This window comes from Pseudomonas putida, from assembly GCF_002741075.1.
Classification (GTDB): Bacteria; Pseudomonadota; Gammaproteobacteria; order Pseudomonadales; family Pseudomonadaceae; genus Aquipseudomonas; species Aquipseudomonas putida_T.
In genome coordinates this window covers 4,392,501-4,419,295 of sequence record NZ_CP016634.1, presented here as the reverse complement: position 1 = coordinate 4,419,295, position 26,795 = coordinate 4,392,501, and the positions used below count along the sequence as shown (strand labels likewise).

24 protein-coding genes and 2 pseudogenes (1 of these 26 only partly in view) are annotated in these 26,795 nt (G+C 64.2%); 8 read left to right on the top strand and 18 right to left on the bottom strand.

Features of this window, described 5'->3' with window-relative positions; translation table 11 throughout:
- Positions 1-73 precede the first annotated feature (73 nt).
- Together IEC33019_RS20645 and IEC33019_RS20640 are read left to right on the top strand one after the other, a co-directional pair.
- Entirely contained in the window at positions 74-508 is a 435-nt protein-coding gene (locus IEC33019_RS20645; protein ID WP_070090401.1) for a TadE/TadG family type IV pilus assembly protein, read from the top strand.
- On the top strand, positions 505-3,147 hold the full coding sequence (locus tag IEC33019_RS20640) for a PAS domain-containing sensor histidine kinase (protein WP_070090400.1): 2,643 nt from the start codon (positions 505-507) through the stop codon (positions 3,145-3,147). Before IEC33019_RS20645 ends, IEC33019_RS20640 begins: the two co-directional genes overlap by 4 nt.
- On the opposite strand, the gene IEC33019_RS20635 is transcribed toward IEC33019_RS20640, so the two are convergent.
- The 7 genes from IEC33019_RS20635 to IEC33019_RS20605 form a co-directional block, all read right to left on the bottom strand.
- Positions 3,132-5,084, bottom strand: coding sequence for a pilus assembly protein TadG-related protein (locus IEC33019_RS20635; protein WP_244509659.1), 1,953 nt, complete (start codon positions 5,082-5,084; stop codon positions 3,132-3,134). The genes IEC33019_RS20640 and IEC33019_RS20635 overlap by 16 nt on opposite strands.
- 279 nt (positions 5,085-5,363) lie before the next feature.
- Positions 5,364-5,930 carry a DUF4136 domain-containing protein gene (locus tag IEC33019_RS20630; protein WP_070090399.1) on the bottom strand — a complete coding sequence of 189 codons (567 nt, stop codon included), beginning with the start codon at positions 5,928-5,930 and terminating at the stop codon, positions 5,364-5,366.
- Positions 5,931-5,949: 19 nt separating this feature from the next.
- Positions 5,950-6,585, bottom strand: a complete 636-nt coding sequence (locus IEC33019_RS20625; protein WP_070090398.1) for a DUF4136 domain-containing protein — start codon at positions 6,583-6,585, stop codon at positions 5,950-5,952.
- 21 nt (positions 6,586-6,606) lie between these two features.
- Positions 6,607-7,356, bottom strand: a complete 750-nt coding sequence (locus IEC33019_RS20620; protein ID WP_070090397.1) for a methyltransferase domain-containing protein — start codon at positions 7,354-7,356, stop codon at positions 6,607-6,609.
- Positions 7,353-7,658, bottom strand: coding sequence for a MazG-like family protein (locus IEC33019_RS20615; RefSeq protein WP_070090396.1), 306 nt, complete (start codon positions 7,656-7,658; stop codon positions 7,353-7,355). The genes IEC33019_RS20620 and IEC33019_RS20615 overlap by 4 nt, the downstream gene beginning before the upstream one ends.
- Positions 7,659-7,738: 80 nt before the next feature.
- A complete protein-coding gene (locus IEC33019_RS20610) occupies positions 7,739-8,590 on the bottom strand; it encodes a MaoC family dehydratase (protein ID WP_070090510.1) in 852 nt (283 codons plus the stop codon).
- 2 nt (positions 8,591-8,592) lie between these two features.
- A complete protein-coding gene (locus IEC33019_RS20605; protein ID WP_070090395.1) occupies positions 8,593-9,945 on the bottom strand; it encodes a 3-oxoacyl-ACP reductase in 1,353 nt (450 codons plus the stop codon).
- 119 nt (positions 9,946-10,064) lie between these two features.
- On the opposite strand from IEC33019_RS20605, the gene IEC33019_RS20600 reads away from it, so the two are divergent.
- Both IEC33019_RS20600 and IEC33019_RS20595 read left to right on the top strand, forming a co-directional pair.
- Entirely contained in the window at positions 10,065-11,342 is a 1,278-nt protein-coding gene (locus IEC33019_RS20600) for an acetyl-CoA C-acetyltransferase (RefSeq protein ID WP_070090394.1), read from the top strand.
- 117 nt (positions 11,343-11,459) lie between these two features.
- Positions 11,460-12,248: an AraC family transcriptional regulator gene (locus tag IEC33019_RS20595; RefSeq protein WP_070090393.1), complete on the top strand. Its 789-nt coding sequence runs from the start codon at positions 11,460-11,462 to the stop codon at positions 12,246-12,248.
- A 60-nt stretch (positions 12,249-12,308) separates the two neighbouring features.
- On the opposite strand, the pseudogene IEC33019_RS28305 reads toward IEC33019_RS20595, so the two are convergent.
- The 5 genes and pseudogenes from IEC33019_RS28305 to IEC33019_RS20575 form a co-directional block, all read right to left on the bottom strand.
- Positions 12,309-12,905 (bottom strand): annotated as a pseudogene (locus IEC33019_RS28305) (methyl-accepting chemotaxis protein); the annotation flags it as partial.
- 261 nt (positions 12,906-13,166) lie between these two features.
- Positions 13,167-14,096: pseudogene (locus IEC33019_RS28300) on the bottom strand (HAMP domain-containing protein); the annotation flags it as partial.
- A 319-nt stretch (positions 14,097-14,415) separates the two neighbouring features.
- Entirely contained in the window at positions 14,416-14,838 is a 423-nt protein-coding gene (gene cueR, locus IEC33019_RS20585) for a Cu(I)-responsive transcriptional regulator (RefSeq protein ID WP_070090391.1), read from the bottom strand.
- Complete coding sequence (locus tag IEC33019_RS20580) at positions 14,835-17,234, bottom strand: heavy metal translocating P-type ATPase (protein WP_099593877.1); 2,400 nt, start codon at positions 17,232-17,234, stop codon at positions 14,835-14,837. Before IEC33019_RS20580 ends, cueR begins: the two co-directional genes overlap by 4 nt.
- Positions 17,235-17,286: 52 nt before the next feature.
- A complete protein-coding gene (locus IEC33019_RS20575) occupies positions 17,287-17,673 on the bottom strand; it encodes a hypothetical protein (RefSeq protein WP_070090389.1) in 387 nt (128 codons plus the stop codon).
- A 143-nt stretch (positions 17,674-17,816) separates the two neighbouring features.
- On the opposite strand from IEC33019_RS20575, the gene IEC33019_RS20570 reads away from it, so the two are divergent.
- Entirely contained in the window at positions 17,817-18,014 is a 198-nt protein-coding gene (locus IEC33019_RS20570) for a heavy-metal-associated domain-containing protein (RefSeq protein ID WP_070090388.1), read from the top strand.
- Positions 18,015-18,159: 145 nt separating this feature from the next.
- Positions 18,160-19,341: a multidrug effflux MFS transporter gene (locus IEC33019_RS20565; RefSeq protein ID WP_099593875.1), complete on the top strand. Its 1,182-nt coding sequence runs from the start codon at positions 18,160-18,162 to the stop codon at positions 19,339-19,341.
- On the opposite strand, the gene IEC33019_RS27875 is transcribed toward IEC33019_RS20565, so the two are convergent.
- Positions 19,292-19,489: a hypothetical protein gene (locus IEC33019_RS27875; protein ID WP_081337375.1), complete on the bottom strand. Its 198-nt coding sequence runs from the start codon at positions 19,487-19,489 to the stop codon at positions 19,292-19,294. The two genes, IEC33019_RS20565 and IEC33019_RS27875, sit on opposite strands and share 50 nt — an antisense overlap.
- A 592-nt stretch (positions 19,490-20,081) precedes the next feature.
- Here IEC33019_RS27875 and IEC33019_RS20555 point away from each other — a divergent pair.
- A complete protein-coding gene (locus tag IEC33019_RS20555; protein ID WP_070090386.1) occupies positions 20,082-20,795 on the top strand; it encodes an ArsR/SmtB family transcription factor in 714 nt (237 codons plus the stop codon).
- A gap of 30 nt (positions 20,796-20,825) precedes the next feature.
- On the opposite strand, the gene IEC33019_RS20550 is transcribed toward IEC33019_RS20555, so the two are convergent.
- The 5 genes from IEC33019_RS20550 to IEC33019_RS20530 all read right to left on the bottom strand — a co-directional run bounded on the left by IEC33019_RS20550 (position 20,826) and on the right by IEC33019_RS20530 (position 25,277).
- Positions 20,826-21,776: an adenosine deaminase gene (locus tag IEC33019_RS20550; RefSeq protein WP_070090385.1), complete on the bottom strand. Its 951-nt coding sequence runs from the start codon at positions 21,774-21,776 to the stop codon at positions 20,826-20,828.
- Between the two features lie 161 nt (positions 21,777-21,937).
- The gene (locus tag IEC33019_RS20545; protein WP_070090384.1) at positions 21,938-22,624 is read right to left on the bottom strand and encodes an SDR family oxidoreductase; all 687 of its coding nucleotides are present in this window, start codon (positions 22,622-22,624) and stop codon (positions 21,938-21,940) included.
- A 389-nt stretch (positions 22,625-23,013) separates the two neighbouring features.
- The gene (locus IEC33019_RS20540) at positions 23,014-23,601 is read right to left on the bottom strand and encodes an IMPACT family protein (protein WP_070090383.1); all 588 of its coding nucleotides are present in this window, start codon (positions 23,599-23,601) and stop codon (positions 23,014-23,016) included.
- A 9-nt stretch (positions 23,602-23,610) separates the two neighbouring features.
- Positions 23,611-24,273 carry a TetR/AcrR family transcriptional regulator gene (locus tag IEC33019_RS20535; RefSeq protein ID WP_070090382.1) on the bottom strand — a complete coding sequence of 221 codons (663 nt, stop codon included), beginning with the start codon at positions 24,271-24,273 and terminating at the stop codon, positions 23,611-23,613.
- Between the two features lie 89 nt (positions 24,274-24,362).
- A complete protein-coding gene (locus IEC33019_RS20530; protein WP_070090381.1) occupies positions 24,363-25,277 on the bottom strand; it encodes a LysR family transcriptional regulator in 915 nt (304 codons plus the stop codon).
- Positions 25,278-25,587: 310 nt separating this feature from the next.
- Between IEC33019_RS20530 and IEC33019_RS20525 the strand changes: the two genes are divergently transcribed.
- Positions 25,588-26,795 carry the 5' portion of an aspartate aminotransferase family protein gene (locus IEC33019_RS20525; RefSeq protein WP_070090380.1) on the top strand. It continues 139 nt past the right edge of the window, so the window shows 1,208 of its 1,347 coding nt (coding positions 1-1,208); it begins with the start codon at positions 25,588-25,590; its stop codon lies beyond the right edge, outside the window.

Below are 26,795 nucleotides of genomic sequence, written 5' to 3'. Positions count from 1 at the left end.
GCAAAATGCCATCCCTATTCGTTGAACGGTTCTATGCTGTGTTTCAGGTGTCATAGTCAGGGTAGACGCGAACATGAAAGCAAGCCTGGCAAGACGGCAAAAAGGTGCGGCAGCCATCGAGTTCGTCGCAGTCTTCATGGTTTTTTTCGCGGTGTTCTACGGGTTGGTCAGCTATGCATTGCCCATGTTGATGGTGCAGTCGTTCAATCAGGCGGCCAGCGAGGCGGTGCGCCGCTGCGTGGCACTGGAGCCCGGCAGCGCCGCTGCCAGCTACAACACCGTGGCGCAGCAGGCGATCGCCCAGCAGTTGGCCTGGATGCCCGCAGCCCTGGGCTTCAGCGCGGTCAAGGATGCCAAGGTCGAGCTGAGCGGCAAGCTGTTGACCGTGACGATCCAATACCCACGTGAGCGCCTGACCCGCGTACTGCCAGTGCTGGTGCTGCCCGTGATCGGTGAAGTGCCGCGCCTGCCCGATCAATTGAAGGCCAAAGCGAGCCTGCAACTGTGACCGGGCTGTTCGACCGTTGGCGCGGCGCGCCACAGGCAACGATCTCCGAACCCGAGGCACCTGCCGCCGTCGGCCTGCAACTGTGGCTCGATCCGCAAGGCTGCGTGCAGCGCTTGTCCGGGCCGTTGCGCACGTTGCTGGCGTTGCCCCTCAAAGGCAGTGGTCGGGTCCATGACTACCTGGAGCGACACAGCTGGCTGGTGCTGGAGGGGGAGCCAGCCGATTGGCAGGGGCAACCGCTGGACCTGGATTTTCGGACCGCCACTGGCAACCCCTTGTGCACCCGTGGCTGGTTGATGCGCCAGAGCGATGGTTGGTTGCTGCAAGTGTTCGATATTGGCGATCTGCTGCTCGAACGGACCCATGTCTGGCGGCACCAAGGCGAATGGCAACTGGCCCAGGACATCGACCGCGCCTTGCGCGAGTGCAGCGCGGAACGTCTGACCCCATGCGTGGCGGCGCAATTGCAGCATCTGGCCGAGCGCTGGCATGTTCCTGCCGTGCGCCTGATGCTGCCGCAGGCTTCGGGTTGGCGCACTTTCGCGAGTAATGAGGGGCACTGGCCGTGGCCGGATGATGCCCGTCTGCAACCCTGGATGGCAGGCCTGTCTGCGCATCCCCAAACAGTGAGTACGCTTCCTGCGCAGTTGCTGACGCTGTGTGGCGGTGTTTCGCTGTTCGTGTTGCCCTACCTTGAGGGTTCGCAGGTCCAGGCCTGGTTGCTGTGTGCCGGTGGGCAGCAGATGCCTGCCGATGCGCATCTGTTGTGGCAGGCCTTGATCGAACCCTTGCTCAGCCGCCATCGACATATTCGGCTGCAACATCAGAGCGGGTACCTGGAGCAATTGCAGCAACAGTTGGGCGCAGGCTGGTGGGCCTGGTGCCGCGCGGACGGCATGCAACTGGATCCGACGCTCGCCGCTCGGCTTGAGCTGTCGCATCAGCCCAGCCTGGAGCAGTGGCTCGCGCGCCTGCACCCTGCCGACCGGGAGCCGGCGCGCCTGGCCCTGGAGCAGGCGTGCGCGGGTGGGGAGTTGAGCCTGAGCGTGCGCGTGCCGGCCCTCGACGGGCAAGGCGATCCGGCCTGGCTGCATTGGGTGGGCCGCTTGCAAGGCAGCGAGCTGCGCGGTTTTCTGCTCGACATCAGCGCGCTCAAGGCGCAGGAGCTGCAAGCGGGCGCGGCGCGTACACGCCTGGAAAGCCTGATCGCCAGTTCACCTGCGGTGATCTACATCCAGCGCTACGCCGAAGGTGCCCTGCACAGTGAATTCTTCAGTGCCAGCCTGATGCCGCTGCTGGGCTGGGCGGCGGACAGTGAGCAGGCCCGCCAGCCGGGCCTGGCCGTACATCCGGACGACCGCGCGCTATGGCTGGAGCGCACCCGCGCCCTGCTGCGTGACGGCCAGGCCCGCAGCCGCTATCGCCTACGCGACAGCCGGGGCGGCTATCACTGGATACTCGATGAGGCACGTCTGCTGCGTAACGACCTTGGCCAGCCGCTGGAGGTGGTCGGCCTGTGGCTGGACGTCAGCGAGGCCACCGAGGCCGCCGACCGGGTACGCCAGAGCGAGGAGCGCTACCGGGTACTGGTGGAGGATTCCCCGGCGATGATCTGCCGTTATCGCCCGGACCTTGCCCTGGTGTTCGGCAACCGCCCGTTGGCCGACTATCTGCAATGCACGCCGGAGCAGCTCGAAGGCATGAACCTCGGCCAGTGGCTCTCGCTGGAGCAGCGCGAGGCGTTCTTGGCGCGCCTGCGACTGCTGACCCCCGAACAACCGATGAGCAGCGCCGAAATTTGCCTGCAGTTGCCCGGTCGTGAGCACGCCTGGTGGGTCTGGGCCGACCGCGGGCTGTTCGATGAGCAGGGGCGGCTGCTGGAGGTCCAGGCGGTGGGCCGTGACAACACCGAGGTACGACGCAGCCAGCGGCAGCTGCTGCAAGGCGCCAAGATGGCGACCCTCGGCGAGCTGACCACCGGCTTGCTGCATGAGATCAACCAGCCGCTCAACGTCATGCGCATGGCCACGGCCAATGCCCTGAAGCGCCTGGAGAACGGCACGGCCGAGCCTTCCTATCTGGAGGATAAGTTGCACCGCATCGAGGCGCAGATCGAGCGCACCGCACGGCTGGTAGACCACATGCGTGTGTTCGGTCGCCGCTCCGAAGTCGAGCGCCAGCGCTTCGCTGCCTGGAGTGCGGTGCAGGAGGCAACGGCGATGCTTGAGGAAAGCCTGCGGGGCAAGGGCGTCAGCCTGCGGATCGAGACGCCCGAGGAGCAGCCGCTGGTGTTGGGGCACAAGGATCAACTGGAGCAGGTGATGATCAACCTCATGATCAATGCCCGCGATGCCTTGCTCGAACAACACCGGGCCGAGCCCTGGATCAGCATTCGCCAGACGCTGCACCCCGGGCAGCTGTGCCTATGGGTGGAGGACAACGGCGGTGGTATCGACCCACACGTCCAGGCGCGTATCTTCGAGCCGTTCTTCACCACCAAGCCGGCCGGTGTCGGCACCGGTCTGGGGTTGTCGGTGAGCCATGGCATCGTCGAAGCCATGGAGGGCAGCCTCAGTGTGGCCAATGGGGACGAGGGGGCATGCTTCAGGGTGTGTCTGCCGGTTTACTGCACCAGCTGAGCGCGGCCACTGGCGCAACTGAGGTTGGCGCCGACTTCGGCGTTGACTAGGTCGATGCCGAGCATATTGAGCAGCATGTCCACCAATGGATCGATGATCGGGCTGAGCAGATTCTTGATCAGCGGTTCGAGGATGCTTTTCACGCCGTCGAGCAGGCCTGCGGTCAATACCATGATCTTGCCCAGGCCGCTGTTCGCGGTGGGTTCGTAGGCCTCCAGGTGAATCCCCAGCAAGGTATCGCTGAGGCTGCTGACCACATTGCTGTTGGCGATCGCCATTGGCAAGTAACGAGGGTTCTGGCCAATCTCGGGTGGCTCGCTGGTGCCCTGGAACACCAGGTCATGTTCGCCCTGGCCGTACCCCAGCACCTTGCTGTCGACACGCACGCCGATGCCGCCGCCAGCGAAGGGCACGCGGGTGCCGCAGACGGGCGGCAGAATCAGAACACGACTGCAGACATTGGTGCCGATGTCGATCAAAGGCAGCGCCTTGTTCGCGCTGGTGCCTTGGGCGAAGAAGGCGTCGGGCGAGTCGAAGGTGCCCACCGAGATCTTCACGGCGGAGCGGTCGGTGAGGGTGGTCAGGCGCTTGGGGGCGCAGCTGTAGCTGCTCTGGAGCGGGGGTTTGAGACGGCTGGTGGCCTCGCTCACTTCCAGGCCGATGTCCAGGTGCACTTTGTTCGGCATCAGCTTGATGTCGCTGACCTTGCACGGGATGCCCAGGCTACAGGTCAGCGATTGCACGGTGCCGAGCAGGTTAAGGCTGAGCAGGTTGTTCAGCACATTGGTCAAGGGAGCGGCCAGGTCGAGCACGGCGTTTACCAGACCGAAGATGGTGTCGAGCACGGGCAGGTCGACGGATACGAGCACCTTGACCTGGGCGGTGTGTACTCTGAGCTCGTCTTTTGACGGATCGCCTATCGAGGAAATCTGTGGTGGTTCGAGCACCTTCACCCGCACCCGCCCATTGACCAGGCCAAGCAGGCTCGGTGACAGGTCAATGCCGACGGCACTGTCGCCGGCCGCGAGCAGGAGCATGCCATGGACGAGTTGAAGCAATTGAAGGCTGGCATCCAGCCCGGCTTTGGCGGTGCCGCTCTGGATGTCGAGCAGTTCATCCAGGTGCAATACCCTGCCACCACCTGCGGATGCCACCCGCCCCAGATTGGTGACCACATCGACCGCCGCGCCACTTTGCTGCAAGACCTTCACGGCAGCTTGCAGCAGTTGGGTCGCGCTGGCGTCCGTACCGAGCAATGTCTGGTAGTCGCCAGCCTTGATGTTCAGATCCACTGCCAACTGATCGAGGTATTTGAGCAGGTTGAGCTGTGTATCGGCCAGGCCCTGCCAGCCGGCGACGTCGAGCTGCACATTGCCGCCCAGCGTCGCCAGCAGTGCGTTGAGCAGCGCTGCCTTGCGGCTGTCGAGGGTGACCAGGGTGCTGCGAATGCGCAGCATCGCCTGCGGCTGTGTAGGCACCGAAGCCACGGCGCTCGCGGTCAACGTGCTGGTCAAGGGCAAGCCGTCGCCTTTGACCAAGGCCAATACACCCGCTGCGACGCTGGTGGGAACGGTATGGCTGACCTGGACCCTGATCGCCTCGTTGCGCGAGGCATCGACGCTGAAGGTGCGCAGGTGATCGGCACCGGTTTGCACATGGCCGCAACTGGCGGCCAGCGGGTCGCTGGGGTCATGGCCATTGCGGGTGGCGGCGGAGCGCGCAAGCGCGGTGGCCTGGGGGCCGGTGCCGGTGCACACGGCGTGCTGGCCGGCCGCCTCCAGTGCTGCCATATCGGCGATGCGTTGAAGCTTGCGCTGCTCCATATACAGCCGGCCGCTGTCGACCACCAGCAGCATGAACAGCAGGGCGAGCCCCAGGGTGAGCGCGGCCATCAGACCGATCGCGCCGCGTTGGCGTGCGGGAGAATGAAAAACCACGGGCACTCCTTTGCAGGCCTCTGGCCAGGCAGCGCGGCGGCGGTGAAAGGAGTGTAGTAAAGGTGATGGCAAATTGCCGTGCGCGGTCGATGAATCGCGGTGACATTACCGGCCCATTCGCGGGTAAACCCGCTCCCACAGGTCCAGCGGCGCTGTAGAGAGCACCTACAGGCACAACGAAATGTTTGAGAGCACCACAGAACCTGTGGGAGCGGGTTTATCGAGGCGTCGAACCGCCGCGAACACGGGCGAAGCCCGTGCCATTTACCGCGCCGCCGCTTACTGCCGGCGCGGTGGGTAGTGGGACATCACCTGGGTCACGGTCTTCTGGATCGCGGTGTTGCGTTCTTCTGGGCTGGGCGGGTAGTTGTTCATGATCTGTTCGGCGCTGGCACGCCAGACCAGCTTGCCATCACGACCGTCGAACATGTCCACCTGGATGGTCGCGACCTTGTAGTCAACACTGCGGGTCTCGTTGTACATCGGCCCGCCCCAATAACCCCCCCAGTACCCGCCCCAGGCGCCGCCGTAGTTGGTGGTGATCTGCTGCTGGCGCTCTTCGACGATCAAATAGGCGCGCACCTTCACATCAGCCGGGGCATTGCCCTGCACCGGACGCAGGCCGCGCTGGTCGAGCTGGTCGGCCACGGCCTGGCGGATGCGCTGCTCGGTCAGGTCGCTCTTGATTCTCGGGTCGTCCGGGCGGTACTGCAACGCCGGTTCCTGCCAGGCCCAGCTGCGGTAGGCAGCGAAGTCACGGCTGGCATCGAAATCCTGGGTGACGTTGTTGCTGGCGCAGGCGGCGAGCAACAACGCGAATGACAACAGAACGAGACGGCGCAACATGATGGTTCTCCGTTGGACACTAACTGGGAGGATAGCCGCTCAACGCCTTGCCCACCGACTCGCGCAAGGCGTTTTCGCGGTCCCGTGGCGAGTCCTTGCCGCTGCCACTCTCGGCGCTGGCGCTCCACACCGGTTGGCCGTCGCGAGCGTCGAACAGGTCGATGCGCACCACCATCACTTCGACTTCATAGGTGCGCACGATCGGCACGCTGCCATAGGCGCCATAGCCATTGCGGTAACCGCCATAGCCGATGCTGCCGTAGGGATACGGGCCGTAGTAGGGGTCGTAGTAGTCGTAGTCACGCACCTGGCGCAAGCGGCGCTCCAGACGGATGTCGGCGCTGACCAGAAGGTCCGCGGCATTGCCGCGGGCAGGACGCAGGCCATGCTGATCGAGGGCGCTGCTGACCGCGTCGGCCAGTTGCGCAGGGTCGGCGTTGGCATTGGCTCTGGGCGGTTGATCGTCGCGCCAGCGCCAGCTGCGATAGTGGCCATAGTCGCGCGGCGGTGCCGGGTAGGCGCTGGCGTCGAAGGTGGCGGCTGCCTGGGGTGGTGCCGGCGGCAGTGGCCGGCTGCTGGCGACATAGGGGTTGCTGCCCTGGCAGGCAGCCAGGGTCAGGGTGAGCAATGCCAGGCACAGTTGCGGGTACGGCATGTGGTCCTCCCGGCGAGCGGGTCAATTCGGTCGGCAGATCCAGTGAAGGTAGCGGCCAAGCCCTGCGAAGCTGGGGTGGCGGCGGTGGGCGAGCTCCATTTCCAGCAGGTCGAGCAGTTCGGCCTTGGCCTGGAAATCCTTGGGCATGTAGTCGTGGAACACCCGCACACCACTTTCACTTTCGACTTGCCACATGGATTCAAGTTGCGCCTTGAGCTCCCGTGGATCAAGCGGTTTCTGCGGGGTCAGGCTCTGGCTTTCACCGGCCAGGCGGTTGCTGCGTAGCTTGCGGAAATGGCCTTTGAGCAGGTTGCGATAGACCAGCGCGTCTCGGTTGTAGAACGCCAGTGACAGCCAGCCTCCGGGCGCGGTCAACTGGTGCAGCACCGGCAGGATGCTCTCGGGCTCGGCCAGCCATTCCAGCACGGCATGGCACAGCACGAGGTCGAATGGCTCGGTCAACTGCCCGAGCAGGTCCTGCCAGGGGGCTTGGATGAAGGTGGCCGCCTGGCCTGCCTCGGCAAAGCGTGCGCGGGCACCGTCGAGCATAGGGGTAGCGGGCTCGGCGAGGGTCAGGTGGTGGCCGCGTTCGGCCAGCCACAGGGCCATATGGCCCAGGCCTGCGCCGATGTCCAGTACCCGCAAGGGGTGCTCGGGCAGGGCTTCGGCCAGGTCGGCCTGAAGGACCGCGAGGCGGATCGCGCCTTTGGCGCCGCCATAGATTTTTTCGGCGAAACGGCTGGCCAGCTCATCGAAATGACGGTCGTTCATTTTGCAAAGCGCCTCTCGCTATCGGCCAGCTTGGCGCGCACCACTTCGTTCATGTCCAGGCCCAGTTCGCTGCACAGCAGCAACAGGTAAAGGACGATGTCGCCCACTTCCTGGCCGGCGTGGGCCAGGGTTTCCGGAGGGAGCTGGCGCGACTGATCCTCGGTCAGCCATTGGAAGATCTCCACCAGTTCAGCCATCTCGACGCTGGCGGCCATGGCCAGGTTCTTGGGGCTGTGGAAGCCGCGCCAGTCGTTGGTGTCGCGGATCCGGTGCAGGCGTTCGGTCAGTTCTTGCAGGTTCATTGGGCTCTCCTAATGGCGCATAGCTTCGGATGAGCCTGGCTGCAAAGCAAGCGCCTCGGGCTGCAACGCAGCCCTGGAGGCTAGAGGGGGTGCCAGCGCCCGAGCATGTGCTCCAGCGCCCCATGCCCTTCCAGGCGCAGCACGCCTTCCGGCCCGGCTTCGCTGGCGCTGAGTACCACCTCCGCGGGCAGACGCACGGGTTTGTGGAAATCCACCGCGAAGGCATAGCCGCTGGCCGGCAGGTGCCCGCGCAAGGCGGCCATCGCCATGGCCTTGGTCCACATGCCGTGGGCGATGGCGGTGGGGAAGCCGAACAGGCGGGCGCTGGCGGCGCTCAGGTGGATCGGGTTGTAGTCGCCGCACACCTTGGCGTAGCGCCGGCCGATATCGCTGTCGGCGTACCACCGGGTGACTTCGGGCAGGGCGTCGGGTTCGATGGCGTGCTCCTCAGCCTCCTGGCCTTCGAGGCGCAGACCGCGCACCAGCATCCGGCTGGTTTCCTGCCAGAGCAGGCCCAGCCCGTCCTCGGCCTCGGTGACCAGATCGAAGGTGCCACCCTTGGCATGGGGTTGCAGGTTGTCGGCGTATACGGCAAAGCGCAGGCCATCGATACCGCCCAGCGGGCGGTGGACCTGGATCTCGTTGTGCAGGTGGACCAGGCCGAGCAGCGGGAAGGGAAAGTGGTTGGCCGTAAGCAGTTGAAGCTGCAAGGTGAAGGCCATGATGTGGGGATAGGTGGGTGGCAGGCGGCCGTGGTCGGCGAAATGGCACAAGCCGCGATAGGCTGTCAGGTTGTCGGGCTGCACCTGCAGGTAGCAGCGCAGGCCGGCCTCGGGCAATCGGTCGCCACTGATGCCGCGTTTGCGCAGCGCCCGCAGGTACAGGCTGGCGCGGGCGTCGGGGCTTTGCAGGTCGTGCCAGGGACGCGTCATGGTCATGCCCCCATCAGTGCTTGGCCACACACCCGCAGGACCTGGCCGTTGACCGCGCCCGTGCCGGGCTGGCTGAGCCAGGCGATGGCCTCGGCGACGTCCTGGGGCAGGCCGCCTTGGCCCAGCGAACTGAGCCGTCGCCCTGCCTCGCGCAGGCCCATGGGCATGGCGGCGGTCATGTGGGTTTCGATAAAGCCTGGGGCCACGGCGTTGATGCTGGCACCGCGTTGGGCGAGCTTGGGTGCCCAGGCCTGGGCGAAGCCAATCAGGCCGGCTTTGCTCGCCGCGTAGTTGGCCTGCCCGCGATTGCCGCCGATGCCGCTGACCGAGGCGAGCAGGGTGATGCGTGCGCCGTCGTGAAGCTTGCCGGCGTCGAATAGCGCCTGGGTCAGGACTTGCGGGGCCTTGAGGTTCACGGCCAGCACCGCGTCCCAGTATTCGGGCGTCATGTTGGCGAGGGTCTTGTCGCGGGTGATGCCGGCGTTGTGCACCACGATGTCGATGCCATCGGGCAGGGCTTCGACCAACCGGGCCGGGGCGTCGCTGGCGCAGATGTCCAGCGCCAGGGCCTGGCCACCCAGGCGGGCGGCCAAGGCATCAAGGTCTTTTTGCGCCTGAGGGACATCCAGCAGGATGATCTCGGCGCCATCACGGGCCAGGGTCTCGGCGATGGCGGCACCGATCCCTCGGGCGGCGCCGGTCACCAGGGCGCGGCGGCCGGACAGCGGGCGGGTCCAATCCTCGACATGGCTGGCGCAGGGGCCCAGACGCAGCACTTGCCCGCTGATGAAAGCGCTGCGGGGCGACAGGAAGAAGCGCAAGGCGCCTTCGAGCTGGTCTTCGGCAGCCTTGTCGATATACAGCAACTGCACGGTGGCGCCGTCTCGCAGCTCCTTGCCCAGCGAACGGCTGAAGCCCTCCAGAGCGCGCTGGGCCACGCTGGCCTGCGGGTCTTCGAGGCTCTGGGGTGCGCGCCCGAGGATCACCACATGGGCGCAGCGGGCCAGGCTACGCAGCAGCGGCTGAAAGAATTCACGCAACTGGCTCAGATCGTCGCTGTTGGCCAGGTGGCTGGCATCGAACACCACGGCCTTGAGCTTCGGCCCCAGGCCCGCGACCCAGGTCTGAGCCTGCAGGCCTTCGCCATTGAAGCTGTACAGGGTGTCGGTCAGGCGCGGGGCGATGGCCTCCACCTGGGCTGCCAGAGGGCCGCCTCCGATCACCAGGGCGCCCTCCACGGGACGCAGGCGCCCTGCCTGCCATCGCTCCAGCGGCGCCGGGCGGGGCAGGCCCAAGGCATCGACAAGACGTCGGCCAAGGTTGGAGTTGGCAAAGCCGAGATAGCGGTCGCTCATGTGCGGGTCTCCCAGGGGACAAGCTTGCAAGTGTGGACCAAGTTTGTATCGAGGTCGTTCGACTGCGGTAAAAACACCTAGTCTGTACGGATCAAATTGTTTCAGAAGGAACATGCGCCATGGTTTCACCCCGCCGCGTCGCGATCCTGGGCGCCAACCGAATCCCGTTTGCCCGCTCCAACGGCATCTATGCCAAGGCCAGCAACCAGGCGATGCTCACCGCCGCCCTCGAGGGGCTTATCGAACGCTGCCACCTGCACGGCCTGCGCTTGGGCGAGGTGGCTGCAGGCGCAGTGGTCAAGCATGCCCGTGACATGGGCCTGACCCGCGAGAGCGTGCTGGGCTCGCGGCTTTCGGCGCAAACGCCGGCCTATGACGTCCAGCTGGCTTGTGGCACGGGCCTCGAGGTGGCGCTGCTGGCGGCCAACAAGATCGCCCTCGGGCAGATCGACAGTGCCATCGCTGGCGGCGTGGACACGGCCTCGGACGTTCCGATCGCCGTCAGTCCGGGGCTGCGCCGCATTCTGTTGCAGGCCAACAGCGCCAGGACCTGGCCCGAACGGCTCAAGCCATTTCTCAAGTTGCGCCCTCGGCATCTTTTGCCCGAGCTGCCGCGCATCGAGGAGGCGCGCACGGGGTTGTCGATGGGCGAGCATTGCGAGCGCATGGTGCAGACCTGGCAGATCGACCGTGCCGAGCAGGACGAGCTGGCCTTGCTCAGCCATCAACGGCTGTTGGCCTCGTTCAACGAGGGCTGGCATGAGGATTTGCTCACGCCTTATCTGGGCCTGGCCCGGGACAACAACCTGCGGCCGGACCTGACGTTGGAGCAGTTGGCCAAGCTCAAGCCCGTGTTCGACCGCAGCGGGCAGGGCACCCTGACGGCCGGCAACTCCACGCCGCTGACCGATGGCGCCTCACTGGTGCTGCTGGGCACCGAAGCGTGGGCCAGCGAGCACGATTTGCCGGTGTTGGCGTATCTGGTGGATGGCGAGACTGCGGCGGTGGATTTCGTCACCGGCCATGAGGGGCTGTTGATGGCGCCTGTCTATGCGGTGCCCCGGTTGTTGGCGCGCAACGGGTTGAGCCTGCAGGATTTCGACTACTACGAGATTCACGAAGCCTTCGCCGCCCAGGTGCTGTGCACGCTCAAGGCCTGGGAGGATGAAAACTACTGCCGTACACGTCTGGGCTTGTCGCAGCCGTTGGGCGCCATCGACCGTAGCAAGCTCAATGTCAAAGGCAGCTCGCTGGCGACCGGCCACCCCTTTGCGGCCACCGGTGGGCGTATCCTGGCGAACATGGCCAAGTTGCTGGCCACGGCTGGCAAGGGCCGAGGGTTGATCTCCATTTGCGCGGCGGGTGGGCAGGGGGTGACGATGATCGTGGAGCGGTGAGAGGGCGATTTTGGGGCTGATGCGCAGTCCATCGCAGGCTTCGCCCGCTCCCATTGACGCAGTGGCCGGTGAAGCTTAGCTGTTAGGCTTGTCGGACTGCACATACAAGAGCCTGTCATGTCGAGCACCGGCCAGCTTCCTGCCCCCCGCACCATTCCGTCACTGGAGCGCCTGCCCAGGCCACTCTATGCCCGCGCTGAACGCTTGGGCGCCGGGTCCTGGACCACGCGTCATCGTCACGATTGGGTGCAGTTTTCCTACGCGATCAGCGGGGTTCTGGGCGTTTACACCGACGATGGCAGCTACTTCGCCCCGCCTCAGTGGGGTGTCTGGATACCTGCCGATGCCGAACATGAAGTGGTGACGTCAATGCAGGCGGAAATGCGCAGCCTGTATGTGCGCCGCGATGTCTGCACCTGGGCGCCGGAGCGCTGCCGGGTGCTGGAGGTCACACCGCTGGCGCGGGAGCTGATCAAGCAGTTTTGCCTGTTTGCGCCGCACTACCCGGAGCGCGACAGTGTCGAGTCAAGGTTGGTGGCGGTTTTGCTCGACCAACTGCGCACGTTGCCTGAGGTCGGGTTTTCCCTGCCGCTACCCCGTCATCCGGGGTTGTTGGCGCTGTGCAATGGCCTGATCGCCGAGCCCGACCAGCCCCAGACCCTGCAGCAATGGGCCCGGCAACTGCAATGCTCGGAAAAGACCTTGATGCGCTTGTTCCAACGCGAGACGGGCCTGAGTTTTCGCAATTGGCGCCAGCGCATGCGGTTGTTGTCGTCGCTGGCCTTGCTGGAGGCGGGGGAGAGTGTGACCGAGGCGGCGTTGGGTTGTGGTTACGACTCCATCTCGGCCTACATCGCGGCGTTCAAGCAGTTGTTCGGCTCCACGCCCGGGGAGTTGAGGTTCTAGCACCGGCCCTTTCGCGGGTAATCGGGGTGCCGAATCCGATTTACCCGCCAAGGGGACGACTCAGGTGCGGAACCTGCGCACCAGCCCATCCAGTTCATTGGACAGCCCCGCCAGGCTTTCGGAATCCTGACGCGCGGCCTGAGCCAGCTCGGCCACCAACTGGGCATCGCCGTGGATCTGGCTGATGTGGCGGTTGATGTCCTCGGCCACCTGATGCTGCTCTTCGGCTGCGGTGGCGATCTGGGTGTTCATGTCGCGAATGATGTCCACCGACTCGCGGATCTGGCCGAAACTGTCGCGCGCCATGCCGATGCGGCTGACCGACTGCTGCGAGACCTCCAGGCTGGCGTGCATCTGCTCGGCGACCTCAGCGGTGCGTGAGGCCAGGTTGCCGAGCAGGCCATCGATCTCGGCGGTGGAGTCGGCGGTACGTTTGGCCAGGGCGCGGACTTCGTCGGCGACCACGGCGAACCCACGGCCTTGCTCGCCCGCGCGGGCGGCCTCGATGGCGGCGTTCAGGGCCAGCAGGTTGGTCTGCTCGGCGATCGAGCGGATGGTGCCGAGGATCGACTGGATGGCATTGCTGTCGCGCTCCAACTGCTGGATCGACTGGGCCGACTGCTCGATCTCCTGGCTCAGGCGGTCCACGCTCTGCACCGCCGCATCGATCTGCTGCTGGCCTTCGCGGGCCTGCTGCTGGCCGCTGTCGGCCGACTGCGCGGCCTGGCTGCAGGAGCGCGCCACTTCGTTGGCGGTGGCGACCATTTCGTGGAAGGCGGTGGAGACCATGTCCACCGACTCGCGCTGGCGGCTGGCCGCTTCGCTCATGTCGCTGGAGACACGGGTCGAGCTGCTGGAGGTGTGCAGGATCTGCCCGGCGGCCGCACCGATGTGCTGGATCAAGCTGCGGATGGCACCGAGGAACTGGTTGAACCAGTTGGCCAGTTGCGCGGTTTCATCGCGGCCATGGATTTCCAGGCTGCGGGTCAGGTCGCCCTCGCCTTGGGCGATGTCTTCCAGGCCGCTGGTGACGCTGTTGATCGGCCGCACGATGAGTTTGGCAAAGGCCGCGCCGACACCTGCGAACACCACGGCCAGGATCAGGGCGATGGTGCCGATCACCCAGCTCAGGCGGGTGGTGGTCTGCATGACTTCGTCGTGGCGGATCAGGCCAATGAAAGTCCAGCCCGATTGGGCGTCCGGGTAGATGTTGGCCATGTAGCGCTCGCCGCCTAGCTCAACCTCGACCAGTCCTTTACCGGCCTTGGCCAGCGTGGCATAGCCGTCGCCGAAGCTGTCCAGTTGCTTGAAGTTGTGGCTCGGGTCGCGGGGGTCGACGATCACGTTGCCGTTTTTCTCGACCAGCATCAGGTAGCCGCTTTCGCCCAGCTTGATCTGCTTGAGCATGTCCGTCAGCCCATTGAGCGACACGTCGATGCTGACCACGCCGCCCAGGCTGCCCAGTGCGTTGCCCACGGCGCGTACCACACTGATCTGCACGACGTCGCCGGAGGCCCAGTAGTAAGGCGCGGTGCGCAAGGTCTTGCCAGGGTTGGCGAGGGCCAACTGGTACCAGGGGCGCTGGCGAGGGTCGTAGTTGGCGAAGGTATCGTCGTTCGGCCAGCCGACGTAGCCGCCGTCGCTCACGCCGTAGGAGATGTAGGCGTAGCTGGGATGGGCCTCGGCCAGGCGGGTCATGAATTCGAAGACCTGCTTGTCCTGCTCACCCAGCTCCCGGGTTGGGTTGGCGGTCAGGTACTTGTTCAGGTTGTTGCCGGTCGCGGCGACAATCGGTTGTGCCGCAATGTAGTTCACGTTCTGCTCGATGCCCTGGAAGAACAGGTTCATCGCATTACCGACTTGGCGGATTTCCCGGCTGCTGTTGCCGAGGAAGTCTTCACGGGCTTCACTGCGCAGGTTGAGCACCACCAAGGTGGCCACGAGGACGATGGGCAGGCCCGCGATAATGGCGAAGGCCCAGGTCAGTTTTTGCTTGATGTTCATCCACAATCCCCGATTGTTTTTATTGATACCTGAGGCAGGTGTCTTAGGCATCGGCAGCGTGTGGCATTTTTGTAGGGGAGGTGCCCAGATTTATTAGGCGAAATCGTGTTTGGTGACTGTCTGGTCCGGGTGGGTTGTCTGTAGGAGCGGCACAAGGCCGCTCCTACACGTTGGCGGGGGGGCAGGCGCAGCAGCTCTTGCCGTTGGCCAGGTCCTTGAGGATCGGGCAATCCGGGCGGTCATTGCCCTGGCAATGGGCCGCCAGGTCGCTGAGCGTGTCGCGCAGGCTGATCAATTCTTCGATCCGCTTGTTCAGCGCGTCGATGTGCTGCATGGCCAGGGCTTTGACGTCCGCGCTGGCGCGCTGACGGTCTTGCCAGAGGGCCAGCAGTTTGGCCACCTCCTCCAGGGAGAACCCCAGATCGCGCGAACGCTTGATGAACGCCAGGGTGTGCAGGTCGTCCTGCTGGTACAGGCGATACCCACTGTCGCTGCGTACGGCCGGCTTGAGCAGTCCGATGGACTCGTAGTAGCGGATCATCTTGGTGCTGAGCCCGCTGCTGCGGGCGGCCTGGCCGATGTTCATGGGTGCTCCTGCGCGTTGTCGGTGGGTTTCCAGGTCTTGAGCCACAAGGCGTTGCTCACCACGCTGACACTCGACAGGGCCATGGCGGCGCCAGCCAGCACAGGGTTGAGCAGGCCGAACGCGGCCAGCGGGATGCCGATCAGGTTGTAGATGAAGGCCCAGAACAGGTTCTGACGGATCTTGGCGTAAGTCTTGCGGCTGATCTCCAGTGCCGCGGGCACCAAGCGCGGATCGCCGCGCATGAGGGTGATGCCGGCGGCCTGCATGGCCACGTCGGTGCCGCCTCCCATGGCGATCCCGATGTCGGCCGCCGCCAGGGCAGGGGCGTCGTTGATACCGTCGCCGACCATCGCCACCACCCCGTCGCGCTTGAGCGCGGCCACGGTGGCGGCCTTGTCCGCAGGCAGCACTTCGGCATGGACATCGTCGATCCCGAGAGCATCGGCCACGACCTTGGCGCTGCCGCGGTTGTCGCCGGTCAACAGGTGGCTGCTGATGTGTTGCGCATGCAGGGTTTCGATGGCGTGTCCGGCACCGGGCTTGAGGCTGTCGCCGAAGGCGAACAGGCCTAGCACCCGCTGTTGTGGCTGGCGCTCGATCAGCCACGACAGCGTGCGGCCCTCAGCCTCCCAGGCTTGCGCTTGGGTGACCAGTTCGCCGGGCGACAAGGCGCTTTCATCGAGCAGGCGACGGTTGCCCAAGGCCAGTTCCCGCTCGCCGACTCGGCCAGCGATGCCGCGGCCGGTGAGCGATTGGCTGTCGATCACCTGTGGCACATCGAGGCCTTGTTCGGCGCAGGCGTCGAGCACGGCCTTGGCCAGGGGGTGTTCACTGCCCCGTTGCAGGGCCCCTGCCAGTTGGAACAGCTCGCCGATGTCACCGTCAAGGGCCTGGCTGTGGACCACGCGGGGGCTGCCGGAGGTCAGGGTGCCAGTCTTGTCGAAGACCACGCGGTTGACCGCATGGGCGCGCTCCAGCGCCTCGGCGTCCTTGATCAGGATGCCATGACGGGCGGCGACCCCGGTGCCGGCCATGATCGCCGCAGGTGTGGCCAAGCCCAGGGCGCACGGACAGGCGATCACCAGCACGGCAACGGCGTTGATCAGCGCCGTTTCCAGCGGCGCACCGGCCAGCCACCAGCCAATCAGGGTGATCGAGGCGATCACCAGCACCGCCGGAACGAACACCTGGCTGACCCGGTCCACCAGCTTCTGGATCGGCGCCTTGGCCGCCTGGGCATCTTCGACCAAGCGGATGATGCGGGCCAGCACGGTTTCGGTACCCAGGGCCTGGGTGCGGACCAGCAGGCGGCCTTCGCCGTTGATCGCGCCTCCGGTGACCGGGTCACCCGGTTGCTTGGGCACCGGCAGGCTCTCGCCGCTGATCAGGGCTTCGTCGGCATGGCTGCTGCCTTCGAGCACCTCGCCGTCGACCGGGAAGCGCTCGCCAGGCTTGACCAGCACCAGGTCCCCGAGGCGCAACTGGTTGATCGGTACGTCTTCTTCCAGGCCATCGACCACCCGTACGGCGCGGTCCGGGCGCAGGGCTTCCAGGGCCCGGATGGCGCTGGCGGTCTGGCGCTTGGCACGGCTTTCCAGGTATTTGCCCAGCAAGACCAGGGCGATCACCACCGCCGAGGCCTCGAAATACAGGTGCGGCTGCATGCCTATCGGCGCCTGGGCCCACTGGTACAGGCTCAGACCGTAGCCGGCGCTGGTCCCCAGGGCCACCAGCAGGTCCATGTTGCCGGCGCCGGCGCGCACGGCTTTCCAGGCGGCGACATAGAAGCGCGCGCCGAGGATGAACTGCACAGGCGTGGCCAGCAGGAACTGCACCCAGGCCGGCAGCATCCAGTGCAGACCGAAGGGTTGGACGAGCATCGGCAGCACCAGGGGCAAGGCCAGCAGCAGCGCGGCGCCGACCGCCAGGCGTTCGTTGCGCAGACGACGCTGTGCGTCGGCCTGGTCGTCACGGGTGGCCTGGGGCAGGTTGGCGTTATATCCGGCCTTTTGCACGGCATCGATCAGCAGGGAGTCGTCGATGCCCTGGAGGACTTCGAGGTGGGCGCGCTCGTTGGCCAGGTTGACGCTGACCTGCTCGACCCCCGGCACCTTGGCGAGGGCACGTTCGACGCGGCCAACGCAACTGGCGCAGGTCATGCCGACGATCTGCAGTTCGACCGTGCGGGTGGGTACGCCGTAGCCGGCTTCCCGAACCGCATCGAGCAAGGCCGGCAGGCTGTCGGGCGGGGCCTGGACCCTGGCCTGTTCGGTGGCGAGATTGACGCTGACCTGTTCAGCGCCGGTGACCTTGCGCAGGGCGCGCTCGACCCGGCCAGCACAGCTGGCGCAGGTCATGCCGGAGATCGGCAAGTCGAACGTGGTGGATGCGGACATGGCTCTGCTCCTTGGACAGGTCTCCAGCATCAACCTTGCCACGCGGGTAAGGTCAATACCCCAAGCCAGCCCTCTTCAACTGGAGCCCATTGGCACCCATGGCGATGCGGTATTTGCTGATCTGCCCGGCCTGCAGGGTCAGGCGTGTGCTGCGCTGCTCCTCGATGCCGGGGGCGCATCCGGGCACCTGTCCTGGCAACAGGCGCAGGCGGACGTCCACAGGGCCTGGCGGTAGGTTGAAGGAGGTGGACTGCTCCTGGAACAGACGCCCGGAGAGCTGATCATTGAGGTAGATGCCGATCTCGCAACTGGTGGCCACTTCCAGGCGCTCCCGGGAAATGATCAGCACGCTGTAGTCCGAGTTGCCTTCGGCGATGGCTGGCGGCACCACGGCCAGTGCGCCCAGCAGTCCAACCAGGCCCAATGCTGCCCTGAACATGAAGAATCTCCTGCTTGCCAAATCGTCAAAGGCGCAGCTTGGCCGAGCCGCGCGCGGATTTCCAGCCCGGCCGGCCAACGCAATACTTGACCTTGCCATGATGGCAAGGATGAGACTGCGAAAAAACCTGAAGGAGACACCCGATGCAAGTGTTCAATGTTCAAGGCATGACCTGCGGCCATTGCGTGAAGGCGGTAACCCGAGCGGTGCAGGCGCAGGACGCGGCCGCTCAGGTGCAGGTCGATCTACCGGGCAAGCAGGTACGCGTGCAGAGCCAGTTGGCCGTTGAGCAGATCTTGGCGGCGATTCGTGAGCAAGGGTATGAGGCCGAAGTCGCCTGATACCGTGGTGGCGCAGGCTTCCATAATCGACACAGAGCCCGTCGGAGGGCGCATCCAGCGCCCTCATTTATTACAAAGGTTTTCAAGCTGATCATTGCGAGTGCAGGTAGACTGACGCACTTGCTTAGCCAGCTATGGATTCCCGATGAACCTGCGAATAGTGTTGATCCTGGGCGCCCTCAGTGCGTTCGGGCCCTTGGCGATCGACTTCTACCTGCCCGCCTTCCCCGCCATGGCGCAAGCCTTCGGTACTGACGAAAAGCACGTCCAGAGCACCCTGGCGGCCTATTTCCTCGGCCTGTCCCTGGGCCAGTTGGCCTATGGCCCGGTGGCCGACCGCTTTGGCCGACGTGCGCCGCTGTTGTTCGGCATCACGCTGTTCACCTTGGCTTCGCTGGCCTGCGCCTATGCGCCGAACCTAGAGACGCTGGTCTTGGCTCGTTTTGTCCAGGCATTGGGTGGTTGTGCGGGGATGGTGCTGTCGCGAGCCATTGTCAGCGACAAATGCGACCCCGTGGCCTCGGCCAAGGTGTTCTCGCAGTTGATGCTGGTGATGGGACTGGCGCCAATCCTGGCGCCGATGCTGGGCGGGGTGCTGGTCAACGTGTCGGGCTGGCAGTCGATCTTCCTGGCCTTGAGCCTGTTCAGCGCAGCCTGTCTGCTCGCGGTGAGCCTGGGGCTGCCGGAAAGCCTGCCGCCAGATATGCCACGCCAACCGCTGTCGGGTGCTCTGCGCCAGTACCTGCGCTTGCTCGGCGATCGGGTGTTTCTGGGGCATGCATTGACCGGTGGTGTCGCCATCGCCGGCATGTTCGCCTACATCGCCGGTTCACCCTTCGTGTTCATCAAGCTGTATGGCGTACCCGCCGAGCACTATGGCTGGCTGTTCGGTACCAACGCCGCGGGCTTCATCCTCATGGCCCAGGTCAACGCGCGTCTGTTGGCCAAGCGCGGCCCGGCGTTCCTGTTGGCACGGGCGGTCTGGCTGTACCTGCTGGCGGGTTTGGCGCTGCTGTGTGTCGCGGCGCTGCGGCCGGCCCCGTTGTGGCCCCTGCTGGTGCCGTTGTTCCTGTGTATTGCCAGCCTGGGCTGCATCATTCCCAACGCATCGGCGTGCGCCATGAGTGGTCAGGGCGCCAGGGCTGGGAGTGCCTCGGCGTTGATGGGCTGCGTGCAGTTCAGCGTGGCAGCCGGCGCTGCAGCGCTGGTCGGCGTGCTGCATGATGGCAGTGCAGTGCCCATGGCCTTGGTGATCAGCTTGTGTGGCGCACTGGTGGTCAGTGTCGCGATGCTGACTCGGCGTTTGCAGGCCAGGCGTCCCGCATGAGGGGATGAGGCGCCTGCAGGCGACTTTCCAGCGTGGCGACGAATAAGCGTGCTTCGGCTTCGCTGCGGAAACTCACCACATGCTGATCAAGCCGGACCTGCCAGGGGCAGTTGGGGTTGCGGTTCGACGCACTGACGACAATCTTCATCGCGGCATACCTCCAATGGGCGGGAGCCGATGAAGTTTAGCGCCGTCTCTCGCGGGTGCCATGGCTTGGTGCCGGCCTTCGGATTGACGGTTGTGCCTCTGGTCGGGGTACGCCAGGGTTGTTTCGGGCAATGTTCAGTAGCATGTGGAAGCTTCGCTTTGGCATGCCGTACTTTAGGAAGGTTTGCGTCGGTATTGTTTCCTGTATTGACCTGGGGCTGTAGTCCTTTAGAGGGGCGTACGCTCGCCGTCATGGGCTCACCGCTTACATGGCGCTCTGGTCGGGTCCTGACGCCACTCTGCGAGCATGGCCCAGGGTGATACCCCCCAATGCTGTTCCGCTTCTTTGGGGCCGGCTCCCGGCACAGGCGCAAGGCCTGTAGCGACTTATACTTGCTAGCCCGGCCAGTACCAGCGAGAGAGATTTCCCTGCCAGGGAACGGCAAGAGAGAGCGTGGATTCGAGCACGGCCGGAGTGCCTCGTGTCGCTTGCGGGCTCCGGCTCCAGCGTATCCGTTCTTGTCATTCCTGGCAGAGGTGTCGCCCTGACGGTTGGCCGATAGGAATCGACGTGATCATGCAGGGAGTTGGAAATGAAAGCAGTCAGCAGTATCGCCCAGATAGCCGGCCTGATGGCCGACCCCAAGCGCAGCGCCATGTTATGGGCATTGATCGACGGGGTCCCTCGCCCTGCCGATGAATTGGCCCTGATGACTGGGCTGACATCGTCGTCCGCCTGTGCGCACCTGTCGTTGTTGTCGTCGGCGGGCTTGCTCAGGCTGGAATCACGTGGTCGCAAGCGCTATTTCCGTCTGGCCACGCCACAGGTGGGGGCGGCGGTGGAAGCCTTGGCCAGCGTGCACCTCGAAAGCCGTGGGCAAAGGTCCTCACAAGCGACACCCTTGCAGGTGCCCATGTCCATGCGTCGGGCGCGGCGCTGCGGCGACCATCTCGGCGGAGAACTTGCCGCCGATCTGCTGCATCGGCTGATCGTGGCCGGGTGGCTGGAAGGTACCCAGCAGCAGCCGAGGGTCAGCCTTGAAGGCCGCGCACAGTTGGCCGCTGTCGGGGTCTACACCGAGGCGTTGGCATCTGGCCAGAAAAACGGCTGCATGATTTGCCACTGCAATGAGTGGAGCGACCAGGGCCCGCATCTGGGAGGCAGCTTGGGACATGCCTTGTTCAGGCTGTTCCTGCAGTCGGGTTGGTTGTGTGAACAGGAAGGCTCGCGGGCGTTGCAGATTTCACCGCTGGGCGTCCAGCAGATCAACCGCATCGCCCGCATGCCTGCCCTGCAGGTGGGCTAGCGCGGGCAGGCGAGCCAGAGAGGGCGCAGGTTATCGAACCAGTCGGGCGTCCAGGCTGTTCTGCGCCAGGCGCTGGGCTTGGTTCTGGGTCATGCCCAGATGGGTGTGCAACGCGTGGAAGTTCTCGGTGATATAGCCACCGAAGTAGGCCGGGTCATCGGAGTTCACCGTCACCTTCACACCACGTTCGAGCATGTCGAGAATGTTGTGTTGGCCCATGTGTTCGAACACGCATAGCTTGGTGTTCGACAGTGGGCACACCGTCAGCGGGATCTGCTCGTCGATGATGCGCTGCATCAGCCGCTCGTCCTCGATCGCGCGTACGCCGTGATCGATACGTTGGACCTTCAGCAGGTCGAGGGCTTCCCAGATGTACTCGGGCGGGCCTTCCTCGCCGGCATGAGCGACAGTCAGGAAACCTTCGCTGCGGGCTCGGTCGAAGACACGCTGGAACTTGCTCGGTGGATGGCCTTTTTCCGAGCTGTCCAGGCCTACGGCGATGAACGCGTCACGCCAGGGCAGTGCCTGATCGAGGGTCTGTTGTGCTTGCTCTTCGCTGAGGTGGCGCAGAAAGCTCAGGATCAGGCCGCTGCCGATGCCCAATTGCTCACGGCCATCCTTGAGCGCCTGATTGATGCCATTGAGCACCACTTCGAAGGGGATACCCCGATCGGTGTGGGTCTGTGGATCGAAAAAGGGTTCGGTGTGCACCACGTTCTGGGCTTTGCAACGTTGCAGGTAGGCCCAGGTCAGGTCATAGAAGTCTTGCTCGGTGCGCAGTACGTCGGCGCCCTGGTAGTAGAGGTCGAGAAACTCCTGCAGGTTATTGAAGGCATAGGCGCTACGCAGGGTTTCCACATCGGCCCAGGGCAGGGCGATCTTGTTGCGTTCGGCCAGGGCGAACAGCAGTTCCGGCTCCAGCGAGCCCTCCAGGTGCATGTGCAGTTCGGCCTTGGGCAAGGCGTTGAGCCAGTCATACATGGGTGTAGTCTCGATCAGGTACGGTTAGCGCCATTCTACAGGGCCTGGGCAGTGCCTGCGCAGCCGGCACATGCGACAAGGCCGCCCCAGGTCCCTGGGGCGGCCTTGATTCGCGAAGGGTTGTGCGCTGCTGCCCGTCGTGGGCCCCACTGGCGTTCAGTTCACCAGATCAGCGCTTCGCCTTTGTAATTGATGAAGCGAAGACCTGCGCTGCCGCTTTGCGCCTTGACCTGCTCGAGCATGCCGCGGGTGCTGGTGAGTACATCGATTTCGGCGTTCTCACCACCCATTTCGGTTTTCACCCAGCCCGGGTGCATGGCCAGTACGCAGAGATCCGGACGCTGCAGCTCGACCACGAAGCTGTTGATCATCGAATTGAGGGCTGCCTTGCTGGCTTTGTACAGGCAGATCTCGCCGCCGTCGGGGATGGTCACGCTCCCCAGAATCGAGCTCATGAAGGCGAGCACGCCAGTGCCCTCACGCACCTGTCCGACCAGGCGACGGGCGACGCGGATCGGTGCCACGGCATTGGTCATGAACAGCGCGCCCAGCGCGTCGGTGTCCACTGTTTCCAGGTCCTGTGGCAGTGGTCCCATGACCCCGGCGTTGATGAACAGCAGGTCCAGTACTTCGCCCTGCAGGCGCTCTCGCAGAGCATCGAGCTGGGCGGTGTCGTTCATTTCCAGGGTTTCGATGCGCACACCGGGCACGGCACGCAAGGCATCGGCCTTCTGTGGGTCGCGCACGGTGGCGATGATGTTCCAGCCGTCCTCGTGCAGGCGTTGCACCAGGCCCAGGCCCAGCCCGCGGGAGGCGCCGATGATCAAGGCAGTTTTGGAGGTGGACATGAACGGCTCCTTGAGCGTTGAAAGTTGAGAGTATTGAGGATAATTCAGCGGGCAGCCTGCTGCTGGGTCAAACCCGTACAAAAAATAACCAGTCGATCCAAGGCCCGTGAATCCGGGCATTTGCTTCATGGATTCACGGGTTATCCACAGGCCCCTCCACATTATCTGTGAGCAAGGCCGTGAGCGATGGCTGCTAATCGGAGCAGGGGGGCGGATCGACGGTTTGGGGATAACTTGCTGTTATTCAGTGGTTTGGGGCGCTGTCATGAAAATGTGATCAAAATATGATCAAGCCTCTGCAGGCCTTGCGGTTAAAGGGCTGCAATCAAATGCCCCAAGCTTATCCACAGGCGGGCCCACAGTAGTTGTGAGCAACCGCGGCGCGCGGATCACTCGCAGGGTTCCAGGCGAATGCGCCCGCGGCTTAGGTCAGCCAGTTGCTGTTGCAGTGTCTGCACATGAGATTCGCCGACCGCCACCTGCAGGTCCACGCCGTTGGCGGTGAACTGTTCGTCCAGCACCAGGCCGTCGACTTCCGCCAGGCGCAACTTGAGTAGTGCCAGTTCACTGAAGGTGCAACTGCAGCGATATTCGCTGCGCTGGACCAGCACGCGCTTGGGTGCCTGTTGCAGGCATTTGTTGGCGCCGCCGCCATAGGCCCTGGCCAGACCGCCAGTGCCAAGCTGGATGCCACCGTACCAGCGGATCACCAGCACCACGACCTGGTCGCAGTCCTGGGCTTCGATCGCGGCAAGGATCGGCCGCCCGGCAGTGCCCCCGGGTTCACCGTCATCACTGCTGCGGTACTGGGCGCCGAGCTTCCAGGCCCAACAGTTGTGGGTCGCAGCCAAGTCGCTGTGGCGTTCTATGAAGCTCATCGCCTCGGCGGCACTGGTGATCGGGCCGGCCAGAGTGATGAAGCGGCTCTTGCGGATTTCCTCGCGGAACTCGCAGAGGTCAAGCAGGGTAGAAGGCATAAGTCCGGGTCAGGCCGTCGGGGTGATGCCGCAGCCTTTGAGAATGATGTGGATAAGGTTGTTGCTGGCGTCTTCCATGTCCTGCTTGGTCAGGCGACTGCGCCCGGTGACCTGGCAGATCTGTGTGGCGAAGTCGGCATAATGCTGGGTGCTGCCCCAGAGCAGGAAGATCAGGTGAACGGGGTCGACGCGGTCCATCTTGCCAGCATCCATCCAGGCCTGGAACACCGCCGCTCGGCCACGGAACCATTCGCGGTAGTCGGCACTGAAGTATTCGCTCAGGCAGTTTCCGCCGCTGATGACTTCCATGGCGAAGATCCGCGAGGCCTGTGGGTTACGCCGGGAAAACTCCATCTTGGTACGGATGTAGTGGCTCAGGGCTTGGGCAGGATCGTCCTCGACGCTCAGGGCGTTGAAGGTGCTGTCCCACAGCTCGATGATGTTGCTGAGCACGGCGATGTACAGGCCAAGCTTGTTGGTGAAGTAGTAATGCAGGTTTGCCTTGGGCAGGCCGGCCTTCAGGGCAATGGTGTTCATGCTGGTGCCCTTGAAGCCGTGGCGGGCGAACTCGTCCTCGGCGGCCTGGATGATGGCCTGCTCGTTCTTCTGGCGAATGCGGCCTGCGGGTTTGCCCGAAAGGGGTGGACGATGCGCGGGAACTTCAAGGGTCATGGATGATTCCGTACGAGTCTGTGGCAACGGCTGCCGGACAGATTACCTTCCTCTGAGCACCTGACAAGCTTTAGCGTCAGCGTCAGGCATCAACGTGTCGCAGCCAGACTCTCCAGGAAGCTCTCGAGCACCAGGTTCGGACGTCGCCCCTTGCGCGTGACCCAGCTCAGGCTCAGGTCATAGAAGCGCTCCAGAGGCTTGAGTGCCCGCAGGCGCCCCTGCTGGACCCAGAACGTCGCGTAGTGGTCGGGTAAGTAGCCGATGTAGCGCCCGGTGAGGATGAGAAACGCCATGCCTTCGCGGTCCGATGCGCTCGCCGTGCAATGCAACGCCTGGTAATGCGCCTGTATATCGGCGGGCAGGCGGAAGGTTGGGGCGATGGCGTCCTGGCTGTTGAGGCGTTCGTCGTCGATCTGCTGGTCATCGGCGTAGAACAGCGGGTGCCCGACGGCGCAGTAGAGCAGCGAGCGTTCGCTGTAGAGGGGCTGGTACTCCAGGCCCGAAAGCGGGCTGGTCTGTGGCACCACGCCAACGTGCAGGCTGCCATCGAGCACGCCTTGCTCGACCTGGCTGGGGGCGATCATGCGGATCTGGATGCGTACATCGGGGCCGCGATCCTTGAGTTCGGCCAAGGCGTGGGTGATGCGCATGTGCGGCAGGGTCACCAGATTGTCGGTCAGGCCGATGTTCAACTCGCCTCGCAGGTGCTGGTGCAGGCCATTGACTTCGGTGCGGAAGGTCTCCAGGGCGCTGAGCAGTTGCAGGGCCGAGTGGTAGACCTCCCGGCCTTCTTCGGTCAGCGAGAAACCCGCGCGCCCCCGTTGGCACAGACGCAGGCCCAAGCGTTGCTCCAGGTCGTTCATTTGTTGGCTGATCGCTGAGCGGCCAATGCCGAGGACGTTCTCGGCGGCGGAGAAACCTCCGCATTCCACGACGCTGCGGTAGATCTTGAGCAGGCGGATATCGAAGTCGCTGACCTGGGCTAGGGGCTGTGGGCGTTTCACGGGGAGCCTTCAATCGAGTGAGTCAGGGGCGCAACCATAACCAAAGCCTGTGCATAAATCAGTCGGCGACCTGCAAACGTTTATTGCAGCACTGCCTGCTCAGGCCCTTGTGGGCCGGCGCAGATGCCAGTGCGTCGGCCAGGTGGTTGATCGATAACAGGTTTGTGATGAGTCGCTGGTCATGTTGAGTTTAAGTTTAGCGTGCTCGTATCTAAAGATTAGAAAAGCGGCATTTTTCTTACGTTATTCCCGTGACAATTTAGCTGCAACAACATCCATCGTTGCCTAATCGTCTTCCGAGGAACCGCCGATGAACATGCCCGAAACCGCCATGACCGGTATTGCTAGCCAGCTCAAGCTGGACGCCCACTGGATGCCCTACACTGCCAACCGCAACTTCCAACGCGACCCGCGCCTGATCGTCGCGGCCGAAGGCAATCACCTGGTCGATGACAAGGGCCGTAAGGTGTTCGATGCGCTGTCGGGCCTGTGGACCTGTGGCGCCGGGCACACCCGTAAGGAAATCACCGAGGCAGTGTCGCGCCAAATGGGCGTGCTGGACTACTCGCCGGCCTTCCAGTTCGGCCACCCACTGGCCTTCCAACTGGCTGAAAAGATCACCGAGCTGACCCCGGGTGATCTGAACCACGTCTTCTTCACCAACTCCGGCTCCGAGTGTTGTGACACTGCGTTGAAGATGGTGCGTGCCTACTGGCGTCTGAAAGGCCAGGCGACCAAGACCAAGATCATCGGTCGTGCTCGTGGCTACCATGGGGTGAACATCGCCGGCACCAGCCTCGGTGGTGTCAACGGCAACCGCAAGCTGTTCGGTCAACTGCTGGACGTCGACCACCTGCCTCACACCGTACTGCCGGGCAACGTCTTCACCAAAGGCATGCCAGAGGAGGGCGGTATCGCCCTGGCGGACGAGATGCTCAAGCTGATCGAGTTGCACGACGCCTCGAACATCGCTGCCGTGATCGTCGAACCCCTGGCAGGCTCGGCAGGTGTTCTGCCACCGCCGAAGGGCTATCTGAAGCGTCTGCGCGAGATCTGCACTCAGCACAACATCCTTTTGATCTTCGATGAAGTCATCACCGGCTTCGGTCGCATGGGCGCCATGACCGGCTCCGAAGCGTTCGGCGTGACCCCGGATCTGATGTGCATCGCCAAGCAAGTCACCAACGGTGCCATCCCGATGGGCGCGGTGATCGCCAGCAGCGAGATCTACCAGACGTTCATGAACCAGCCGACACCGGAATACGCCGTGGAATTCCCCCATGGCTATACCTATTCAGCCCACCCGGTTGCCTGCGCTGCCGGTATCGCCGCGCTGGACCTGCTGCAGAAAGAAAACCTGGTGCAGTCGGCCGCCGAGCTGGCGCCGCATTTCGAGAAGGTGCTGCACGGTATCAAGGGCACCAAGAACGTCATCGACATCCGTAACTATGGTCTGGCTGGTGCCATCCAGATCGCCGCCCGTGACGGCGATGCCATCGTGCGTCCGTACGAGGCGGC

Bases quoted from the DNA above. Each gene is read 5' to 3' on its own strand.
- IEC33019_RS20555 (WP_070090386.1), top strand. From the start codon at position 20,082: ATGAAAGCAGTCAGCAGTATCGCCCAGATAGCCGGCCTGATGGCCGAC.
- IEC33019_RS20535 (WP_070090382.1), bottom strand. From the start codon at position 24,273: ATGACCCTTGAAGTTCCCGCGCATCGTCCACCCCTTTCGGGCAAACCC.
- IEC33019_RS27875 (WP_081337375.1), bottom strand. From the start codon at position 19,489: ATGAAGATTGTCGTCAGTGCGTCGAACCGCAACCCCAACTGCCCCTGG.
- IEC33019_RS20645 (WP_070090401.1), top strand. From the start codon at position 74: ATGAAAGCAAGCCTGGCAAGACGGCAAAAAGGTGCGGCAGCCATCGAG.
- IEC33019_RS20620 (WP_070090397.1), bottom strand. From the start codon at position 7,356: ATGAACGACCGTCATTTCGATGAGCTGGCCAGCCGTTTCGCCGAAAAA.
- IEC33019_RS20540 (WP_070090383.1), bottom strand. From the start codon at position 23,601: ATGCCTTCTACCCTGCTTGACCTCTGCGAGTTCCGCGAGGAAATCCGC.
- IEC33019_RS20610 (WP_070090510.1), bottom strand. From the start codon at position 8,590: ATGACGCGTCCCTGGCACGACCTGCAAAGCCCCGACGCCCGCGCCAGC.
- IEC33019_RS20595 (WP_070090393.1), top strand. From the start codon at position 11,460: ATGTCGAGCACCGGCCAGCTTCCTGCCCCCCGCACCATTCCGTCACTG.
- IEC33019_RS20545 (WP_070090384.1), bottom strand. From the start codon at position 22,624: ATGTCCACCTCCAAAACTGCCTTGATCATCGGCGCCTCCCGCGGGCTG.
- IEC33019_RS20605 (WP_070090395.1), bottom strand. From the start codon at position 9,945: ATGAGCGACCGCTATCTCGGCTTTGCCAACTCCAACCTTGGCCGACGT.
- IEC33019_RS20600 (WP_070090394.1), top strand. From the start codon at position 10,065: ATGGTTTCACCCCGCCGCGTCGCGATCCTGGGCGCCAACCGAATCCCG.
- IEC33019_RS20580 (WP_099593877.1), bottom strand. From the start codon at position 17,234: ATGTCCGCATCCACCACGTTCGACTTGCCGATCTCCGGCATGACCTGC.
- IEC33019_RS20575 (WP_070090389.1), bottom strand. From the start codon at position 17,673: ATGTTCAGGGCAGCATTGGGCCTGGTTGGACTGCTGGGCGCACTGGCC.
- cueR (WP_070090391.1), bottom strand. From the start codon at position 14,838: ATGAACATCGGCCAGGCCGCCCGCAGCAGCGGGCTCAGCACCAAGATG.
- IEC33019_RS20615 (WP_070090396.1), bottom strand. From the start codon at position 7,658: ATGAACCTGCAAGAACTGACCGAACGCCTGCACCGGATCCGCGACACC.
- IEC33019_RS20625 (WP_070090398.1), bottom strand. From the start codon at position 6,585: ATGCCGTACCCGCAACTGTGCCTGGCATTGCTCACCCTGACCCTGGCT.
- IEC33019_RS20630 (WP_070090399.1), bottom strand. From the start codon at position 5,930: ATGTTGCGCCGTCTCGTTCTGTTGTCATTCGCGTTGTTGCTCGCCGCC.
- IEC33019_RS20550 (WP_070090385.1), bottom strand. From the start codon at position 21,776: ATGTATGACTGGCTCAACGCCTTGCCCAAGGCCGAACTGCACATGCAC.
- IEC33019_RS20570 (WP_070090388.1), top strand. From the start codon at position 17,817: ATGCAAGTGTTCAATGTTCAAGGCATGACCTGCGGCCATTGCGTGAAG.
- IEC33019_RS20565 (WP_099593875.1), top strand. From the start codon at position 18,160: ATGAACCTGCGAATAGTGTTGATCCTGGGCGCCCTCAGTGCGTTCGGG.